This window comes from Bradyrhizobium yuanmingense (assembly GCF_900094575.1).
Lineage (GTDB): Bacteria > Pseudomonadota > Alphaproteobacteria > Rhizobiales > Xanthobacteraceae > Bradyrhizobium > Bradyrhizobium yuanmingense.
On the sequence record NZ_FMAE01000007.1, the window covers coordinates 316,963 to 335,910 of the forward strand.

20 protein-coding genes are annotated in these 18,948 nt (G+C 64.7%); 14 read left to right on the forward strand and 6 right to left on the reverse strand.

The window, feature by feature from the left end:
• Positions 1–2: 2 nt before the first annotated feature.
• Both GA0061099_RS26050 and trhO read right to left on the reverse strand, forming a co-directional pair.
• On the reverse strand, positions 3–221 hold the full coding sequence (locus GA0061099_RS26050; protein WP_036024763.1) for a SlyX family protein: 219 nt from the start codon (positions 219–221) through the stop codon (positions 3–5).
• On the reverse strand, positions 211–978 hold the full coding sequence (gene trhO, locus GA0061099_RS26055; RefSeq protein WP_036024765.1) for an oxygen-dependent tRNA uridine(34) hydroxylase TrhO: 768 nt from the start codon (positions 976–978) through the stop codon (positions 211–213). Before trhO ends, GA0061099_RS26050 begins: the two co-directional genes overlap by 11 nt.
• A 196-nt stretch (positions 979–1,174) precedes the next feature.
• Between trhO and ggt the strand changes: the two genes are divergently transcribed.
• From ggt to GA0061099_RS26080, 5 genes are all read left to right on the forward strand, one after another.
• Entirely contained in the window at positions 1,175–2,761 is a 1,587-nt protein-coding gene (gene ggt / locus GA0061099_RS26060; RefSeq protein ID WP_036024766.1) for a gamma-glutamyltransferase, read from the forward strand.
• A gap of 167 nt (positions 2,762–2,928) precedes the next feature.
• Entirely contained in the window at positions 2,929–3,543 is a 615-nt protein-coding gene (locus GA0061099_RS26065; RefSeq protein ID WP_074448118.1) for a (2Fe-2S)-binding protein, read from the forward strand.
• A gap of 4 nt (positions 3,544–3,547) precedes the next feature.
• Positions 3,548–4,564: an FAD binding domain-containing protein gene (locus GA0061099_RS26070; protein ID WP_036024767.1), complete on the forward strand. Its 1,017-nt coding sequence runs from the start codon at positions 3,548–3,550 to the stop codon at positions 4,562–4,564.
• 2 nt (positions 4,565–4,566) lie between these two features.
• A complete protein-coding gene (locus GA0061099_RS26075; protein ID WP_036024768.1) occupies positions 4,567–6,858 on the forward strand; it encodes a xanthine dehydrogenase family protein molybdopterin-binding subunit in 2,292 nt (763 codons plus the stop codon).
• Between the two features lie 62 nt (positions 6,859–6,920).
• Positions 6,921–7,385, forward strand: a complete 465-nt coding sequence (locus GA0061099_RS26080; RefSeq protein ID WP_036024769.1) for an FKBP-type peptidyl-prolyl cis-trans isomerase — start codon at positions 6,921–6,923, stop codon at positions 7,383–7,385.
• Between the two features lie 160 nt (positions 7,386–7,545).
• Here GA0061099_RS26080 and GA0061099_RS26085 read toward each other — a convergent pair whose 3' ends face one another.
• Entirely contained in the window at positions 7,546–7,764 is a 219-nt protein-coding gene (locus GA0061099_RS26085) for a CsbD family protein (RefSeq protein ID WP_036013900.1), read from the reverse strand.
• Positions 7,765–7,892: 128 nt separating this feature from the next.
• Here GA0061099_RS26085 and GA0061099_RS26090 point away from each other — a divergent pair, with 128 nt between their 5' ends.
• The 3 genes from GA0061099_RS26090 (at position 7,893) to GA0061099_RS26100 (ending at position 9,492) form a co-directional block, all read left to right on the forward strand.
• Positions 7,893–8,411 carry a cupin domain-containing protein gene (locus GA0061099_RS26090; RefSeq protein WP_036024770.1) on the forward strand — a complete coding sequence of 173 codons (519 nt, stop codon included), beginning with the start codon at positions 7,893–7,895 and terminating at the stop codon, positions 8,409–8,411.
• A 128-nt stretch (positions 8,412–8,539) separates the two neighbouring features.
• Positions 8,540–8,968: a VOC family protein gene (locus GA0061099_RS26095; RefSeq protein ID WP_036024775.1), complete on the forward strand. Its 429-nt coding sequence runs from the start codon at positions 8,540–8,542 to the stop codon at positions 8,966–8,968.
• Between the two features lie 35 nt (positions 8,969–9,003).
• Positions 9,004–9,492, forward strand: coding sequence for a VOC family protein (locus GA0061099_RS26100; protein ID WP_036024771.1), 489 nt, complete (start codon positions 9,004–9,006; stop codon positions 9,490–9,492).
• A 159-nt stretch (positions 9,493–9,651) separates the two neighbouring features.
• On the opposite strand, the gene GA0061099_RS26105 is transcribed toward GA0061099_RS26100, so the two are convergent.
• Both GA0061099_RS26105 and GA0061099_RS26110 read right to left on the reverse strand, forming a co-directional pair.
• Positions 9,652–10,836, reverse strand: coding sequence for a hypothetical protein (locus GA0061099_RS26105; RefSeq protein ID WP_036024776.1), 1,185 nt, complete (start codon positions 10,834–10,836; stop codon positions 9,652–9,654).
• A gap of 2 nt (positions 10,837–10,838) precedes the next feature.
• On the reverse strand, positions 10,839–11,540 hold the full coding sequence (locus GA0061099_RS26110; RefSeq protein ID WP_036024772.1) for a FecR family protein: 702 nt from the start codon (positions 11,538–11,540) through the stop codon (positions 10,839–10,841).
• A gap of 191 nt (positions 11,541–11,731) precedes the next feature.
• Between GA0061099_RS26110 and GA0061099_RS26115 the strand changes: the two genes are divergently transcribed.
• Positions 11,732–13,021, forward strand: coding sequence for a phospholipid carrier-dependent glycosyltransferase (locus tag GA0061099_RS26115; RefSeq protein ID WP_193375187.1), 1,290 nt, complete (start codon positions 11,732–11,734; stop codon positions 13,019–13,021).
• Between the two features lie 55 nt (positions 13,022–13,076).
• Here the strand turns inward: GA0061099_RS26115 and GA0061099_RS26120 are convergent, their stop codons facing one another.
• A complete protein-coding gene (locus tag GA0061099_RS26120; protein WP_036013891.1) occupies positions 13,077–13,718 on the reverse strand; it encodes an OmpA family protein in 642 nt (213 codons plus the stop codon).
• Positions 13,719–14,092: 374 nt separating this feature from the next.
• On the opposite strand from GA0061099_RS26120, the gene GA0061099_RS26125 reads away from it, so the two are divergent.
• From GA0061099_RS26125 to GA0061099_RS26145, 5 genes are all read left to right on the forward strand, one after another.
• Positions 14,093–14,329, forward strand: a complete 237-nt coding sequence (locus GA0061099_RS26125) for a hypothetical protein (RefSeq protein WP_036013890.1) — start codon at positions 14,093–14,095, stop codon at positions 14,327–14,329.
• Between the two features lie 119 nt (positions 14,330–14,448).
• Positions 14,449–14,697 (forward strand): hypothetical protein, encoded by a 249-nt coding sequence (locus GA0061099_RS26130; RefSeq protein WP_036013887.1) that lies wholly within the window; start codon positions 14,449–14,451, stop codon positions 14,695–14,697.
• A 111-nt stretch (positions 14,698–14,808) separates the two neighbouring features.
• A complete protein-coding gene (locus GA0061099_RS26135; RefSeq protein ID WP_074448119.1) occupies positions 14,809–15,969 on the forward strand; it encodes a winged helix-turn-helix domain-containing protein in 1,161 nt (386 codons plus the stop codon).
• Between the two features lie 241 nt (positions 15,970–16,210).
• Positions 16,211–17,542, forward strand: a complete 1,332-nt coding sequence (locus tag GA0061099_RS26140; RefSeq protein WP_036024780.1) for an MFS transporter — start codon at positions 16,211–16,213, stop codon at positions 17,540–17,542.
• 237 nt (positions 17,543–17,779) lie between these two features.
• Positions 17,780–18,886, forward strand: a complete 1,107-nt coding sequence (locus tag GA0061099_RS26145; RefSeq protein ID WP_036024781.1) for an efflux RND transporter periplasmic adaptor subunit — start codon at positions 17,780–17,782, stop codon at positions 18,884–18,886.
• Positions 18,887–18,948: the final 62 nt, after the last annotated feature.

An 18,948-nucleotide genomic window follows, 5' to 3' on the forward strand; every position in this document is an offset into this window, starting at 1 on the left:
GTTCAATAATGCGGGGGAGGCTCGTTGGCAGGCCCTGGCGCATTTGCCTCGGCGTCCTGCAGCCGAGCATTGAGCTCGGTGATCTGCCGCGTCAGCCTGTCGATCTGCTTCCATTGCGCGGTGATGGTCTGGTTCAACGTCTCGATCGTATCGTCCTGATAGGCGAGGCGCGTCTCCAGCGTGTCGATGCGCTCGCTCAGCGTCTTGATCTCATTCGTCACGCGTTACGTCCTTGTTTCGCTCGCGCAAGCCGTGGCCGAGCGCCACGCGCTCGTCGAACACGAAGCATTCGCCGCGCCAGCGGCTCTCCGCCTCCGGCACGTCTTCCAGATATCTCAGGATGCCGCCCTTGAGGTGATAGACCTCGCCAAAGCCGCGCGCGAGCAGATGCGCGCTCGCCTTCTCGCAGCGGATGCCGCCGGTGCAGAACATCGCGATCCTGCGGTGCCGTGCCGGATCGAGCTGCTCGGCGGCAAAGTCCTTGAACTGGCCGAAGCTCTTGATGCCGGGATCGAGCGCGCCCTCGAACGTGCCCATCGCGACCTCGAAGGCGTTGCGGGTGTCGAGCACGAGGGTATCGGGTGCTGCGATCAGCGCGTTCCATTCGTGCGGATCGACATAGGTGCCGACCTGACGCGTCGGATCGGCGGCCGCATCGCCCAGGGTGACGATCTCCTTCTTCAGCCGCACCTTCAGCCGTCCGAACGGCATCGCCTCCGCGGCGGAGAATTTCAATTCGAGATTGTCGAGCCTGCCGCCGAACATGTCGCCGCGTGCGAGCTCGTGAGCGAAAGCCTCGATCGCCTCCGGTGCGCCGGCGACCGTGCCGTTGATGCCCTCCTGCGCCAGCAACACGCTGCCCTTCAGCCCAAGACCGGCGCAGCAGGCGCGCAGCGGCTCGCGCAGCTCGCGGTAATCCGGGAGGGCGACGAATTGATAGAAGGCGCAGACCTTGTAAGACGTATTGCTGGACGTCATGGCCGCTCCTTTAGCAGGCGGCCCGCGCCCGGAAAACCCGCATCGCAAAAGCCTGCAAAAGGTCCATACGCCCAGCGGATGGCAGCCATTTTCCTGGTATGCCAGCATTGCCCCGCGGGGCGGGAATGTGTCATGTAGACGCGGTTTTCGAGATGGCGCGCCAACCGCGCCGACGGCCAAGAGAGCAAGACATTCGATGAGAAACTTCCATTTCCCCGGCAGGTCCACGGTCCACGCCACCAACGCGATGGTGGCGACCTCGCATCCGCAGGCCTCGCTCGCCGCGATCGAGGTGCTGCGCGAGGGCGGCACCGCGGTGGACGCGGCGGTTGCCGGCTCGGCCCTGCTCGGCGTGATCGAGCCGCAATCGACCGGCATCGGCGGTGATTGCTTTGCGCTGATCCAGCCGCGGGGCGAGGGCAAGATCGTCGCCTATAACGGCTCCGGCCGCGCGCCAAAGGCGGCGAATGCCGACTGGTATCTCGAACGCAAGATCAATTCCGTGCCGCTCACCTCGGCGCATGCGGTCTCGATCCCTGGCGTGATCGATGCCTTCGCGACCGTCTTGCGCGATCACGGCAAGTTCGGTTTCGACCGGCTGCTCCAGCCCGCGATCAAGGCGGCCGAGGAGGGCTACGTCGTCGCGCCCCGCATTGCCTTCGATTGGAAGAACCAGTTCGAGAAGCTGAAGAACGGTACCAACACCGTGCGCTATTTGTTGCCGGGCGGCCAGCCGCCGGTCGCCGGGGACGTCATTCGCCAGGCCGAGCTCGGCAAGACGCTGCGCGCGATCGCCAGGGACGGCCGCGACGCGTTCTACAAGGGCGAGATCGCGGAGGACATGGTCGAGACCCTCAGGGGCATCGGGGGCCTGCACACGCTCGACGATTTCGCCGCGCACACGACCGAAGTGACCACGCCGATCGGCACCATGTACAAGGGCTATGACGTCTGGCAGTGCCCGCCGAACGGCCCGGGCGTCACCGCGCTGTTGATGCTCAACATCCTGTCGCGGTTCGATCTGACCAAGTACGCGCCCGTGAGCGTCGAGCGCTTCCATCTCGAAGCGGAAGCGGCGCGCATCGCCTACATGAACCGCGAGATGCATGTCGCCTCTCCCGAGCACATGAAGATCAACGTCGCCGAGATGCTCGAGAAGGGCTTTGCCGACGAGTACATCAGCAAGATCCGCCTGGACGGCATGCTCGACCTGCCGAACGTCGCGCCGCCGATGAATCCCTCGACCATCTACATCACGGTCGTGGACAAGGACCGCAACGTCTGCTCGTTCATCAATTCGGTTGCGCATTCCTTCGGCTCGGCGATCGTCTCGAACAAGACCGGTGTCCTGTTCCAGAACCGCGCCGGCGGCTTCCGAATCCAGCCGGGCCATCCCAATTGCATCGAAGGCGGCAAGCGCCCGCTGCACACGATCATGCCGGGCCTGCTCACCAAGGGCGGCCGTTCCACGATGTCGTTCGCGGTCATGGGCGGCCAGTACCAGCCGACGGGCCAGACTCATCTCCTGACCAACATTCTCGACTACGGCTGCGACGTGCAGGAGGCGATCGATATGCCGCGGGGCCTGCACTACGAGGGCCAGTATCAGCTCGAGGACAGCGTGCCGGCGGCCGTCGTCGAGGGCCTGAAGAAGCTCGGCCACAAGACCACCAGCGTGGTCGGCCCGCTCGGCGGCGCCCAGGCGATCTGGATCGATTGGGACAAGGGTACGCTCACCGGCGGCTCCGATCCGCGCAAGGACGGCTGCGCGCTGGGTTATTGATCGCCGGCGCAGTTCCCCACGCGAGATCAGGAAAAGTTTACGAAGGGCGGCGCGGCATTTGCTGCGCCGCCCTTCTCTCATCCGGAACTGCGCCCATTGCTCCAGGTTAAGGGGCGATGAGCGGTGCAGGCGTGCGCTGCTTTGCAGATCAGCGGCGGAGGCCTGCCATGCCCGACAAACCAGGTTCCAGATCATCCGGATTCGACCGACGCGCCTTCCTGGCCGGCGCGGCGGGCGGCGCGCTGATCCCGCTGACGGCGCGCGCGGCGTCGGAGGATGCCCGGGCGCCGGCCGCGCAGGATCCGGCGCTTCCCGTCGAGGTCACGCTGAACGTCAACGGCAAGGACAAGCGCCTGAGCATCGATGCGCGCACCACGGTGCTCGATGCCTTGCGCGAACATCTCAAGCTCACCGGCAGCAAGAAGGGCTGCGATCACGGCCAGTGCGGCGCCTGCACGGTGCTGATCGACGATCGCCGTGTGCTGTCGTGCCTGACGCTGGCACTCGCCGCCGAGGGACAGGAGATCACGACCATCGAAGGCCTCGCCACTGACGACCGCCTGCATCCGATGCAGCAGGCCTTCATCGACAACGATGCGTTCCAGTGCGGCTATTGCACGCCCGGCCAGATCATGTCGGCGATCGCGTGCGTGAAGGAGGGCCATGCCGGCAGCGAGGCCGACATCCGCGAACATATGAGCGGCAACATCTGCCGCTGCGCAGCCTATCCCAACATTGTCGCCGCCGTGAAGCAGGCCGCGCCCGAGATCATGAAAGGTTAGGCGCATGCGACCGTTTTCGTATCAGAGAGCATCAGACCCCGACATGGCCGTGCAGGCGCTCGGCGTCGCCGCAGCTGCAAACAATCCGCTGACGAAGGCGGCGGCGCAGCCGCTTGCCGGCGGCACCACCCTGATCGATCTGATGAAGCTCGACGTGATGCGACCCACCGCGATCGTCGACATCAATCCGCTGGCCCCCGCCTGGTCGGCGATCGCGCCAGGCGGCGACGGCTTGCGCCTCGGCGCGCTCGCCAAGATGTCCGACGTCGCCGCGCACGCCGAGATCCAGCGCAGCTATCCCGTGATCGCGGATTCGCTGAAGCTCGCCGCGAGCGCCCAGCTGCGCAACATGGCAACGCTCGGCGGCAACGTGATGCAGCGGACGCGCTGCAACTACTTCCGCGATGTCTCCTATGAGAACTGCAACAAGCGCAATCCAGGCTCCGGCTGTGCCGCAATGGACGGCGTTAACCGCATGCATGCGGTGCTCGGGACCTCCGATCAGTGCATCGCGACGTATCCTGGCGATTTCGCGCAGGCGCTGATCGCGCTCGATGCCATGGTCGAGATCACCGGCAAGGCCGGTACGCGCAGCATGCCGTTCGCGCAGCTTCACAGGGCACCAGGCAGCACCCCCGACATCGAGACTGCGCTTCAGCCCGGCGAGCTGATCTCGGCGTTCTCGATCTCCGGCCGCTGGCCACGCTCCGTGTATTTGAAGGCCCGCGACCGGCAATCCTACGAATTCGCGCTGTCGTCAGCCGCGATCGCGCTCGACGTCCAGGACGGCGCGATCCGGGACGCCCGCGTCGCGCTTGGCGGCGTCGCCACTGTGCCGTGGCGGGCGCGTGAGGCCGAGGCGCTGTTGAAGGGACAGAGGTTCGACGAAGCTCTGGCACAGCGCGTCGCCGATGCAGCTTTCGCAGACGCCCGCGGGCGCCGGCACAACAGCTTCAAGATTGCGCTCGGCAAGCGTATCGTGGCACGCGCGCTCCAGCAGGCCGTAACGATGGAGATCTGACCATGACCGCTGCAGCTCCCGGGCCAAGGACGAATATGGGGCAGCCCGTGCCGCGCTATGATGCGGCCGCCAAGGTGACGGGGCGGGCGACCTATGCCTCGGACATGCCGCTGGACAATCCAGCCTACGCGTTCCTGGTCACCAGCGCCATCGCCAAGGGCCGCATCGACCGCTTCGACCTCGACGATGCCAAGCGCGTCCGCGGCGTGATCGACATCGTCACGCACGAGAACGCCCCGAAGCTGAAGGAGTCGAAACTGTACAGCAATGGCGGCTATGCCGGCACCACGATCCAGCCGTTGAAATCGGCCGAGATCGCCCATGACGGCCAGATCATCGCCGTGGTGGTGGCGGAGAGTTACGAGGCCGCGCGCGAAGCGGCCAACCGCGTCAAGGTCAGCTATAGCGCTGCTGCGCCCACCGCGACTTTCGATTCGCCGGGGACGACGACGGCCGCCGCGAAAGGACAAAACTCGCAGTTCAAGGAAGACCCGAAGGTCGGGGATTTCGCCAAGGCGTTCGACGCGGCCGAGGTCAAGCTGACCGCCTCCTACGAGACGCCGACGCAGCATCACAATCCGCTGGAGCTGTTCACGACCAGCTGCACCTGGATGGGCGACAATCTCGTCATCTACGAGGGCAGCCAGTATGTCCATGGCCTGAAGCACGGCGTGGCCGAGCAGCTCGGCATCGACGCCGACAAGGTGCGCGTGGTCAATCCCTATGTCGGCGGCGGATTCGGCTCGCGAGGTTCGATGACACCGCGCACCGCCATCATCGCCGCCATGGCCAGGCGCCTGAACCGTCCGATCAAGCTGGTCCCGACCCGCGACCAGGGCTTCACCATTACCACTCATCGAGCCGAGACCCGTCACGAGATCAAGCTTGGTGCGAGCCGCGACGGCAGGCTGGTCGCCTTGAGGCATGAGGGGGCCGAAGTCTCCTCGCGCCCCGACGCCTATTGCGTCGGCGGCACCAAGACCACCACGCGGCTCTATGCCTGCCCGAACGTGGACAGCCTGGTCTCGATTGTGCGTGCCGATCGCAACACGCCCGGCTTCATGCGCTCGCCCCCCGAGGTGCCGTATCTGTTCGCGCTGGAGAGCGCGCTGGACGAGCTCGCGGTGAAACTGAACATGGATCCAGTCGAGCTTCGCCGCATCAACGACGCCACCAGGGATCCCATCGATGGCAAGCCCTACACGTCGCGATCGCTCATGGCGTGCTTCGACGAAGCCGCCAAGGCGTTCGGCTGGTCGCAGCGCTCGCCACAGCCGAAATCGATATCCGACGGCGACTGGTTGATCGGCTACGGCTGCGCCGCCACGTGCTATCCGACGCTGGCGGGACCGTCCGCCGCGCGCGTACGTCTGCAGCGCGACGGCCGCACGCGGGTCGAGATCGCCGGCCATGAGATCGGCACCGGCGCCTACACCGTCATCGCCCAGACTGCGGCCGAGCGGCTCGGCGTGCCCCTTGAGAAGGTGGCGGTCTTCATGGGCGATAGCGACCTGCCGCCCGCGCCGGTTGCCGGCGGCTCCAATTCCACTGCCAGCACCTGCTCGGCCGTGATGATGGTGTGCGACCAGATCCGACAGCGCCTGTTCAAGGCGCTGATGCCCAGCGACAGCCTTGCCGACAAGGCCAAGGAGACCGTCGGCATCAGCCCGGCACCCTCGACCCAGGCCGCCAAGAGCGATCGCTCGCTCGATATCGAGAAGGCGTTCGATGCGCTCGGCGTCGGCGTGGTCGAAGAATATGGCGAGTGGAAGCCGGAGGGCGCGCCGCTGGATTCCTTCAGGGCCATGCACAGCGGGCAGGTCCGGCTGGTCGGCGGCCATCAAATGAAGGACCAGATCGCCTATGCGTTCGGCGCCGAGTTTGTCGAGGTCCGCATCAACCGCTTCACGCACGAGATTCGCTGCCCCCGTCTGGTCGGCGCGTTCGCGGGAGGCAGGATCATGAATCCGCGCACCGCGCGCAGTCAGCTCATGGGTGGCCTGATCTGGGGCATGTCCTCGGCGTTGCTCGAGGCCACCGAGATCGACGAGCGCAATGCGCGCTACGTCAACGACAATCTTGCCGATTACCTCGTGCCCGTGAATGCCGATGTGCCCGGTGTCGAGGTCATTCTGCTCTCCGAGGAGGATGATCGCATCAACCCCGTCGGCGTGAAAGGCCTCGGCGAGCTTGGCAATGTCGGCACCAATGCTGCGATCTGCAATGCGATCTACCATGCAACGGGACAGCGTATCCGCAAGCTGCCGGTCCGGCTCGAAGATATCGAGCTCTAAAGGGGGTGGAAACGGCGACCGCCTTGGGTTAGACACCTCCCGCCTCAAACGGAAGGTGTTTTATGCAGCGTTTCCAGCGCGCGCTCCTCGCCCTGATGTCGGCACTCGCGATCACCGTGATCGCCAACGTGTCGCATTTCGTTTCCACAACGGCCTCGGCCCAGACCGCAGGAAAGACCATGACCACAGCTTCAGGCTTGCAGATCATCGACTCCACCGTCGGCACCGGCGCCTCGCCGCAGCCCGGCCAGATCTGCGTGATGCACTACACCGGCTGGCTCTATGAGAACGGCCAGAAGGGCAAGAAATTCGACAGCTCCGTCGATCGCAAGGAGCCGTTCGAGTTTCCGATCGGCAAGGGCCGCGTCATCGCCGGCTGGGACGAGGGCGTTGCCTCGATGAAGGTCGGCGGCAAGCGCACGCTGATCATCCCGCCGCAGCTCGGCTACGGCGCCCGCGGTGCCGGCGGCGTGATACCGCCGAATGCGACGCTGATGTTCGACGTGGAATTGCTCGCGGTGAAATAACTGACGTCGTCACGCCCGGGCTCGTCCCGGGCATCCACGATCTTCGTGCCGCGCGGTCAAGACGTGGATGGCCGGGTCAAGCCCGGCCATGACGGATGAAATCGATACAAGCAAAAGACCGGCCTTAGGGCCGGTCTTTTCACTTTCAATCTTACGCGCGTCACTCCGCCGCGCGGCGAGCCGCAGCGGCGGCGCGATCCATCGCATCCTTCGCGGCGTCCTTGGCATCGCCCATGGCCTGCTGGCCCTTGCCCTTCACTTCCTGCACCACGCCTTCGCCTTTCATCCGATCGGATCCGGTGGCTTCACCGACGCCCTGCTTGGCCTTGCCGATCGCCTCGTTGGCGGTGCCCTTGATCTTGTCGGTCGTGCTGCCCATGGAAATCTCCTTTCGATTTGCTTGGGATGACAACGCTGGGCGGCTATGAGGGTTCCGATTTTGGCATGGCTTGCGGCTGCGGCTTTGGGTTAGTTTGCCGCGCACGGAACCAACAGAAAGCAAGTCCCATGACCGGCCCTGACCATTCGCATTCCCACCATGACCATGGTCATCATCATGATGACCGCTGGAAACATGACGGCGTGCGGGTCATTCCCGGCAATCAGCTCGATACCAACGTGCCGTCGACAGCGGGCATGGACCGTGCGGCCGCGATCAATTTCGCCCGCGTCGGCGCCCAGAAATTGTGGGCGGGCACCGTCAGCATCAAGCCGGATGCCAAGACCGGCGCGCATCACCACGGCCATCTCGAAAGCGTCATCTATGTCGTGAAGGGCAAGGCGCGCATGCGCTGGGGCGAGAGCCTGCAATTCACCGCGGAAGCCGGCCCCGGCGACTTCATTTTCGTCCCGCCCTACGTGCCGCACCAGGAGATCAACGCCAGCCCCGACGAGGTGCTGGAATGCGTGCTGGTGCGCAGCGACGGCGAGGCGGTCGCCATCAACCTCGACATTGAGCCGGTCGAGAAGCCCGAGACGGTGCTGTGGATCGACCCGGTGCACCGGGATCCCAACGAGAAGAAGTAAGTCCCTTCAGGGCGCGGAGAGCGGCGCGACAGGGCCCCGCAGCCGGGGTCCGAAAAATTTGTCGGAAGTCATGTCGGATGGCGGCCTGGCCATCCGTCCTTGGCCAGAACCCCGCCAAGGAGCGTCCGATGCCCAAGATGATCTTCGTCAACCTGCCGGTGACCGACCTCAAGCGCGCGGCCGCCTTCTATGAGGCGGTCGGCGCGGTCAAGAACCCGCAATTCAGCGACGAGACCGCGAGCTGCATGGTCTTTTCCGAGACCATTTTCGCCATGCTGCTGACCCACGACAAATTCCGCCAGTTCACGCCCAAGCCGATCGCGGACGCCAGGACCTCGAACCAAGCGTTGTTCTGCCTGTCCGCGGACAGCCGCAGCGAGGTCGATGACATCGTTGGCAGGGCGGAGGCTGCAGGAGGCGTTGCCGATCCCAGCCCGAAGGACGAATACGGCTTCATGTACGGCCGCAGCTTCGAGGATCCGGACGGCCACATGTGGGGCGTGAACTGGATGGATCTTTCCGCCGCCCCTCTGCAGCCCGACCTGGCGAACGCCTGAGCAGAAACCGGTAGACCTCAAGAGGAGCATTCACCATGTCCAAGCTCGTGCCCTGCATGTGGTTTAACGGCGATGCCGAGGACGCTGCAAAATTCTACGTCTCGCTGGTCCCGAATTCGGCGATCACGCACGTTCAGCGCAACGTTGCGGACGGCCCGTCCGGCAAGGAAGGCTCCGTGCTCGTCGTCGAGTTCACCGTCGCCGGACAGAAGCTGGTCGCGCTCAATGGCGGCATGAAGATGGAATACACCCACGCCATCTCGCTGATGATCCATTGCGACGACCAGGCAGAGGTCGACAGCGTCTGGAACGCGTTCCTCGCCCATGGCGGCAAGGCGGAGCAGTGCGGCTGGTTGAGGGATCGCTGGGGCGTGGCCTGGCAGATCGTGCCAAAGGCGATGTTCGAGTTCCTGTCGAGCCCGGACAAGGCCGCAGCCGCGCGCGCGATGCAGGCGATGATGAAGATGGTCAAGCTGGACGTCGAGGTGCTGCGGCGCGCGTTCGAGGGCAAGTCGGCGGCGTGAGGGCGGGTCGCTCTCGCCACATACTCACTGTCATCGCCCGGCTTGACCGGGCGATCCAGTACTCCGAGACGGCAGTGATTAAACCGATGGGCCGCGGCGTACTGAATGCCCCGGTCAAGCCGGGCATGACAGCGGAATGTGAGGCGGGATTCTCGCCGGCTAATAATTAATCCGCAGCCCCACGCCGCCATGGATGGTGTTGCCGACCGGCTGCGGGCCCAGCGTGCCGTTGGCGAAGAGGTCCACGATCCAGCCCTTCTGCACGCGGAAGCCGAGGCGGCCGCCATATTCGAACCAGCCCTGGTTGCCCATGGTCGGCACCACCGTGCCCTGGCCGGTCACTGTGGCGACGATGCCGCTGTGGCTGGCGAAGGACTGCACCCAGCCGCCATTGATGTTGGTCTCGATGCTGCTGCCGAACAGATGCGTCCACTGGCCGCCGATCTTGACGAGGCTGGTGCGGTCGGTGCCATCAGCGATGCTGGCGTCGAACGGATTGAACGCCACCGCGCTGTCGCGATAGCCGGAGACGCGTTGCCAGAGCTGCCAGACCTCGATCGAGGCCGCGATCTCGTCGCGCGGCGAGAGGCGGCTCATCCAGCCGGCGCGGCCGTAAACGGCGTAGTTGGACGCGTTGGTCGAGCTCGTCACGGTCACCGGCCCGAGGCTGGTGTCGTAGCTGCGCGTGTAGCGCGCCTTCTCCCATGGGGTCAGGATCGCGCCGACGTCGAAGAACGGGCGCGACGAGCCCCAATCGGTGAAGTCGTAGCGAAGCGCGAAAGCGCCGATCGGTGCGCTCGTGATCTCGTAGCCGCGCCCTTCGTAGTGCGTATAGGCGATGCCGGCGAGCAGCGAGAGATTGTTGGTCAGCGCCTTGCGACCATGGATGCCGGCCGAGAACGAGCCGGCCGAGCCGAACGCGCTGATGCAGTCGCCGCAATTGATCTGCTCGTTGACGCCGAGCAGCACCGTACCGAGCACCCGGTTGGTGATCATCTGGTTGAAGCGCTGATTGGCGAGTCCGCCGATCGAATTGCCGCTGGAATCCGCGCCCGTCGGTCCCGACGGCGACGGAGCCGGGCTCGGTGAAGGCGACGGATAGGGGCTGGGCGATGGGGAGGGGGTCGGCGTGGGCGAGGGATTCGGCGACGGGGAATAGGTCGGGGACGGATATGGCGACGGCGAATAGGTTGGGGACGGAGTGGGCTCTGGTTCACCGCACTCGGACCCGCACTCCGAGGCCTGTGCAGCCGCCGGGCGGGCATCGAACGTGACGAGCGCAAACGCCGCAGATGCGGCCAGCGCAGCGGCAAGGATGAGGCGCCGAACGGTGAATTTCGCCATCGTCAGCGCCCGCACAGCATGGCGTCGTCCTCGACGGCAGGCGTGATGGTCGGCGAGGCGCCGGCATACTGGTTGACTGCGCACAACCCGGCGCTCGCGGCGCAATTGGCGGCGAAGGTCCAGGGCGGCGTGTTGCTCTTGGTGATGCTCACCTTGCCGCCAGTCGAGGTGATGATGGCGGTGTCGCCGGGCTGGGTGAGTTGCACGCACTGGGCGTTCCTCGTGCACACGCTGGCCGCGCCGTCCTGAAGCACAACGACGGAGCGCCCGCGCTGCGAGAGAATGTCGAGCGTGGTGCCGCGCACGCCGATGGTGGCGAGCGGTGTCGTGATCTTGTAGGCGGCCTTGTCGGAGCGTCCGGTGACGAAGCGGAAGGCGCCGGTGGTCATGCGGATCGCGACGTCACGATAGCTGTGCTCGTCGTTGAAGACGGTGCGGTCGAGCTTCAGCGTGGCGCTCGGCCCCAGTGATAGATTGGTGCTGTCGGCCATCACGAAACGCGCCGCGCTGTCGGCGCCGGTTCGCACGGTCTCGTCGCGCAGCATGCTGTCGCCGACATTGATCGGCGTCGTGGTCGCGGCGACGCGCACCACTTCGTTCTGAATGACGACAGCCTGGCCGACGCGCGTCTGCGCTTCGGCGCCGGATGCCGCACAGATTGCGGCCGTGAGCAGTGTGGAGAAAAGGCAAAAACGCAAATTCATTTCGCAACCGATCGATGTGTCCCTGATCGTACCGGATCGCGCGCGCTTCTGATGTGGCGGAATTATCACAAGCGGCGCAGGACCTGCGTCATGCTTAGTGACAGTTGCGGCAGAATGCGTTCAATGACGGGAAGCAGTTTATTTTTCTCCGCGGTGAAGCCAATTTGCCACGCAAGACAGCCCCACAAAAGATGCGCGAATTGCCTGCGGTTCCTGAGGTGTCGCGGAGTGCAGTGATTGCTGTCGCGATCTTCCTGATCGCGCATCTGGCGCTGTTGATCGGCGTCGTCACGCCGGAAAAATTCGTGTTCGATGAGGTGCATTACGTGCCGGCGGCGCGCCAGATGCTGACGCCCGCGATGTCGCAGCCGATGCTCAATCCGATGCATCCGCCGCTGGCCAAGGAGATGATCGCGGCATCGATCGCAACGTTCGGCGACAACGCGCTTGGATGGCGTTATCCCGCGACCTTGTTCGGCGCGCTCGCGATCGTCGCGATCTATCTGTGCGGACTCGCGTTGTTCGCCGCGCAGGGGCCGGCGATCGCCGCCGCGCTGATCGCGGCCTTCAACCAGATGCTGTACGTGCAGGCGCGCATCGCGATGCTCGATGTCTTTGCGCTCGGCTTCGGCCTGCTCGCCACCGCCGCTTTCATGCATGCGTTTCGCAGAGAGCGGCCGCAAGCGCTGTTCGCGGTGGCGGGCAGCCTGTTCGGCCTTGCGGCCGCGTGTAAATGGAGCGGCCTGTTCCCGCTCGGCGTCTGCATCGTCATTGTTGCGGTGATCCGCCTGATGCAGGGCTGGCACACGCTGTTCGCCGACGCGAAGCCGGACGACTGGTATCGGCCGGAGCTTTGGCCCGGCCTGAAGCTGCATCATGTCGCGCTCTGCTTCGTCGTCCTGCCGGCATTGGCTTATCTTGCCGCCTTCGTTCCGCTCTACGGATTGTCGCTCCCGGACTTGATCGAGGCGCAGCGGCGGATCTTTGCCGACAACACCACGACGGCCATCGCCGGCCACACCTATATGAGCGCATGGCCGTCCTGGCCGCTGCTCGCGCGCCCGGTCTGGTTCCTGTTCGACAAGACCGCGGAGGACCACATCGCCGCGATCGTCTTCCTCGGCAATCCGCTCGTGCTGTGGCCGGCTCTGCCTGCACTCGCCATGGTGCTGCGCGATTTCATCGTGGCGCGGCGCTGGGATGCATTCCTGATCGCCACATTCTATTTCGGTCCCTGGCTCGCCTGGGCGTTGCTGCCGCGCACGCTGGGCTTCATCTATTACTATCTGCCGGCCGCGACCGCGGCGTCCCTGGCACTGGTCTATGTGCTGCGCCGCGAGGGTCTGCCGCGCTGGCAGTTGTGGGCTTATGTCGGCGTCGCGGCGGCCGGCTTTGCGGTGATGCTGCCGATTTCCGCGGCCTTCGTCGGCACCTCGATGGGAGGCTTCAACCGGCTGATGCTGTTCCAAAGCTGGATATGAGTTCGCCGCCCGCCGGGCTGCGGCAGGCGGCGTGTTTTACTCCAGGAGCCGAGAATCATTTCGCTGCGGTCTTGGTGTCCATGTTCACGACCTGGACCCGGCGGTTCATGGCGTCAGTGCCGTTGGCGGCATCCTTCAGCTTCGTCTCGCCGTAGCCGACGGTGACGAGATCGTTGCCGTTGAGGCCGTAATTCTGCATCAGGTACTTCTTGATGGTGTCGGCGCGCCGTTCGGAGAGACCTTGATTGTATGCTTCGCCACCGGTCGCGTCGGTGTGGCCGGCGACCACGAAGGTCGAGCCCTTCAGCGCCGGATCGGACAGCGCCTTGCCGAGCGCCTGCACCGAGGCCATCGAGGTCTTGGCGATGTCGGCCGAGTTGTAGTCGAACTGGATCTCCAGATCGATCTTCGGCTTGGTGGCAGCGAGCTCGGCGATCTGCTCGCGCTCGCCTGTCGAGAGCGACCGGGTCGAGCGGTTGCGCACGGTGTTCAGGAAGGTCGCCTCCTTGGCCTGCACGGTCGTGTCGGTCTGGGGGCCAACGGACAGGCCGCGGGTCGCCGGCTTCGGCTTCAGCGCATCGACGATCTGGCCGGCGGAGATGTTGTTGTCGCCAGCCAGCGCAAGGCCGGCCGTCATCGACAGGACGGCTGTCAGGGTGATCGCCGTCAGTCCAAAAGACTTATTGAAATGGGTCATGGTGGTATCCTCGCTGTTACGCCTGATGGCGATTTGATGCTGCGAGCGTAGGGCAGGTTCAACGGCTCTGATGTGATCTTGGTCACATTCGAAACGGCGAGCCGAGGTCACTTTGCTCCGGTTCGAATCATTCGCACTTTGCTTTCGAGCCGGCCGTACTGGGTTCCGGGAAACCCGAACGTCGCAAAGGCGTCGCCTCACCGCCCGCCCGCGAACAAGAATTCGTCCAGATGTCCGCCTAACACACTTCAATCATTCGATAATTTGACGCGAGGGGAGCCGAGTTCCGTCCTGTGCCGAGGCCAAGTGACTATCAGCGCGACTATCAATTCCATCGCAGCGGCCCGCCGGATCGGACAGTGACCCTGAACGCAATGCCCATCTATATCGGTGCGGCGATGATCGCGGTGGCCATCCTGCTCTCGACACTGATCACCGGGATGACCTCCCGCTACGTCGGGCTCGAAGGGCCGACCGACGAGAACGTCTGGCTGGTCGATCGCCTCACCGGCAGTGTCTATCGCTGCCAGGCAGAAGGACGTGGCAAGGCCATCTGCGACCCGGAGGTCGCCACCGGCAGCGTCGGGGAGCGCCCAAAAGCCGCACGCTGAAAAGCGCGTATCACTGCAGCGCAGCAACGAAATTGTCTTTTCCCTGCAAACTTGTGGCTGAAGAATGGCGGTTGCGTTGGCCGGCATCAGGCCGGCTGCCTACTCGAGGAGAGAACTTGATGAAGACCCTGTTGCTCGCGACGGCATTCGCCGCACTTGCTCTGTCCCCCGCCTCTGCCGCCAAGATGGCGTGCACCAGTGCAAACATGGCGAAGCTCGTTGCCGGCATGGGCGGCGAAGACACGCCCGCCAAGATCGCAGCGAGGAAGTCGATGGCCGCGGCCAATTCCGACATGAGCAAGGGCAACATGCGTGGAGCATGCAAGCACTATATGAACGCCGAGAAGTCGATGGCGATGAAGAAGTAGGCTTCCGCCTGATCCCCACACGTCATGGCCGCGCTGGCAGCAGATGGCAGCGCGGCCTTTTCGTGTCCCGCTTCTTTCCTCGCGGCGAATCCCGTTACATTGCATGCTGCAATGTCCCGCACGTCCAAACCGCTTCCGCTCTCGACGACACAGGCCCGGCAGATCTGGCTGCATGCCCAGCGGCTGACCGACCGCGCTCCGTTTGGCGAAGGCGCAGAGGCCGTCTCGGCCGCCGTCGCCCATCTCGGCTATGTGCAGATCGACACCATCAACGTCATCGAGCGTTGCCATCACCACATCCTGTTCAGCCGGATCCCGTCCTATCGCCGCGCCGATCTGCGCCACGCCCAGAGTGTCGACAAGACCGTGTTCGAGTACTGGACGCACGCGCTCTCCTACGTGCCGGCGAACGACTTCCGCTTCTTCCTGCCGGCGATGCGCGAGCACCGCCGCGAGGGGCACAAATGGTTCGCCGCGGTGAAGCCGGCCGACACGCGCAAGGTGATGCGGCTGCTGCGCGGCGGGCCGCTGACGATCCGTGACATCGACGACGACGTGCTCGTCGAGAAGGAGCATCTGTGGCAGAGCCGCAAGCCCTCGAAGCGGGCGCTGCAGCTCGCCTTCTATACCGGGGCGGTCACCATCAGCGCGCGCCAAGGCATGCTCAAGACCTACGAGCTGACGACGCGTCATTTCGGCTGGGACAGGCTGCCGAAGCCGGCGCCGGCAAGCGAGATCACGGCCTATCTGCTCGACCGCGCGTTGCGCTCGCAGGGCGTGGTCAGCCTCGATTCGGTCTGCCATCTCGATGCGCCCAGCAAGAAGCCGGTCGCGCGCCTGATCGCCTCGCGCGTCCGCCGCGGCGAGCTCGTGCCCGTCGCGATCGAGGGCGCCGGTAAGCAGGAGCACTGGGCTTCGCCCGCAGCGCTTGAGCCGCATGAGGTGTCGCCCGATCTCGTCCACATCCTCTCGCCGTTCGATCCCCTGATCATCCAGCGCAAGCGCACCAACCTCATCTTCGGCTACAACAACCTGTTCGAAGCTTATGTGCCGAAAGCCAAGCGCAAGCTCGGCTATTTCGCGCTGCCCGTGCTGGTCGGAGACGAGATCGTCGCCGCGCTCGATCTCAAGACCGATCGGCAGAACAAGAAGCTGTTGATGCAGAAATGGACCTGGGTCGGGCAGGGCAGGAAGACGGCGGGCCGCAAGGAGCTGAAGCGCGTGATCGAGGAGGAGCTCGACCGTTTCGAGCGGTTTCAACTGGCGGAGTGACAGGCGTAGGGTGGATTAGCCGAAGGCGTAATCCACCACTGTTCATTTCCGCAGAAACAGAAGAGGTGGGTTACGCTGCGCTAACCCACCCTACGCAGTTCAACCAATCGGTTGATCGAGACGCCCGACGCAAAGGGCGTGCCCGGCTGCGTCTCGTGCATTGCTTGCTCCATTGACTCTTTGCTCGCGATGCTGAAAACGGCCGCAGACCCGAAAAAAAGCAACAACCCCGGGGGAAGCCATGAGCCAGACCACGACCTATGCCGGTTCCACCGGTGCCACCAAGTCGGAGATCGAAACCTCGACCATCCGCGCCATCTCCTGGCGCCTGATTCCGTTCCTGGTGCTGGCCTACTTCTTCTCCTATCTCGATCGCGTCAATCTCGGCTTCGCCGCGCTGACCATGAACGCCGATCTGAAATTCACGCCGCTGATCTACTCCTGGGGCGCCGGCATCTTCTTCATCGGCTATTTCATCTTCGAAGTGCCGAGCAACCTCGCGCTGGAGAAATTCGGCGCGAGCCGCTGGATCGCCCGCATCATGGTGACCTGGGGCATCATCTCGGCGCTGATGGCGGTGGTCAGCGGCGTCACCAGCTTCTACGTCCTGCGCTTCCTGCTCGGCGTCGCCGAGGCCGGCTTCTTCCCCGGCATCATCCTCTATCTCACCTATTGGTATCCGGCCGAATATCGCGCCCGCTTTCTTGCGGCCTTCGCGATCGCGGTGCCGGTCTCGACCGTGATCGGCGCGCCGATCTCGGGCCTGTTGCTCGGGCTCGACGGCATGATGGGCCTGAAAGGCTGGCAGTGGCTGTTCATCATCGAGGGCATCCCATCGGTGCTGCTCGGCATCGTCACCTGGTTCTATCTCACCGACAAGCCGGAGAAGGCGGACTGGCTCTCGGCCGAGCAGAAGGCTTGGCTGAAGGCCAAGCTGGATGCGGAGATCGCGGCCAAGCAAGCGGTGAAGCATTTCTCGCTCGGCGAGGCGCTGTCTTCACTGAAGGTGATCGCGCTCAGCCTGGTCTATTTCGGCTTCGTCGGCGCGCTCTACGGCATGCAGTTCTGGCTGCCGCAGATCGTCAAGGCGTTCGGTCTCACCAACGCCCAGACTGGATTCGTCACGGCGGTCCCGTATCTGTTCGGCACCATCGCTATGATCCTGTGGGCGCGGCATTCGGATGCGAGCCGCGAGCGCGTCATGCATGTCGGCGCGCCGCTGCTGCTCACCGCAGTCGCGCTCGGCATCTCCTCCTATCTCACCGATCCCACGCTGACGATGGTGGCGCTGACGGTGGCCGCGATCGGCGTGTTCTGCTGCTTCGGCGTGTTCTGGACGCTGCCGACCGCCTGGCTCTCCGGCACGGCCGCCGCGGGCGCCATCGCCCTGATCAACTCGATCGGCAACCTCGCCGGCTTCGGCGGGCCGTACCTGATCGGCTGGGTCAAGGAAGCGACGGGGCAGACCTCGACGGGCCTCTTGGTGCTCGCCGTGCTGCCGTTGATCGCCGGCATCCTGGTGTTCGTCGGCGGCCACGACAGCAAGCACGAATTCGCCGACCGGGGGCGGTGAGGGGATTTTTGTAGGTGGGCAAAAGGCGCGCACTTCGCGCGCTGTACCCACCATCTTCTCCGCAGAGTGGTCTGGTGGGCACGCCCGCTTTGCCCACCCTACAATAACACCTCGCGGCCAGGCCTATCCCTCCTTACCGCCCCTTCACGATCACGCATTCCTGATGACTGACGATTATTGACTTTTATCAGTGAACAGTCGACATTCCTCTCGGTCGAGATGCAGGAGTGTCCTTCGATGTTCGTCCGGTCGATTTTGTCGAGCTATTCCAAGCTTTTCGCAGGAGCCGCGCTCGCCCTGATGGCCGTTTCGCTGGCAGGGTGCAATGATACCGTCGCCGAGAAGGCCGAGCCGCCGCGGCCGGTTCTGGTGGCAACCGCCCATTACGCTGCCGAGACCCCGGAGCGCAGCTTCGTCGGCACTATCCGTCCCAGGATCGAGAGCGATCTCGGCTTCCGCGTCGCCGGCAAGGTTGCCAAACGCCTCGTCGAAGTGGGCCAGACAGTCGAAGTCGGCCAGCCGCTCGCCACCCTCGACGAGGTCGACCTGAAGCTCCAGGCCGAGCAGGCCGTTGCCGAGCAGACCGCCGCAACCGGCGTGCTGGCCCAGGCCGCCGCCGCCGAGCAGCGCGCCAAGGACCTCAAGGCCAAGGGCTGGACCACGGACGCCCAGCTCGACCAGAGCCGCGCCGCCGCCGATGAAGCCCGTGCGCGCTTGAACCGCGCCGAGCGCTCGGTCGAGTTGACCAAGAATTCCCTTTCCTACGCGACGCTCAACGCCGACGCCCGCGGCGTCGTCACCGCAACGCTGATCGAGCCCGGCCAGGTGGTTGCCGCGGGCCAGGCTTCGATCCGTGTCGCCCGCTTTGCCGAGAAGGAAGCGGTCGTCGCGATCCCTGAGACGCTGGTCGGACGCGCCAAGTCGGGCGTCGCCAGCGTCACTCTCTGGTCCGAGCCGAACAAGAAATACACGGCCAAGCTGCGCGAGATCGCGCCGGCAGCCGATCCCGCCACGCGCACCTATCTGGCAAAGTTCTCGCTGCCCGAGGCCGACGACAAGGTCGCGCTCGGCATGACGGCGACGCTGACGCTGTCGGATGCCGCGACCGAGCGCGTTGCGCGGTTGCCGCTGTCGGCGCTCTTCAACGAAGGCGGCAAGCCCTCCTTCTACGTCGTCGACGACAACGGTGGCGTCACGCTCAAGCCGGTCACGGTGAAGTCCTACGAGAGCAAGGACGTCGTCATCACCGGCGGCGTGGAGGAGGGTGCCAAGATCGTCGCCCTCGGCGTGCAGAAGCTCGATCCCGGCCAGCGGGTGCGGATCGTGTCGTCCTTGTCGTTCTGATCCGTCGTTTGAAAGTCTGGTCCTTCGGACCATCCCGGAATGACAAGAGAAGTGAGTCACGT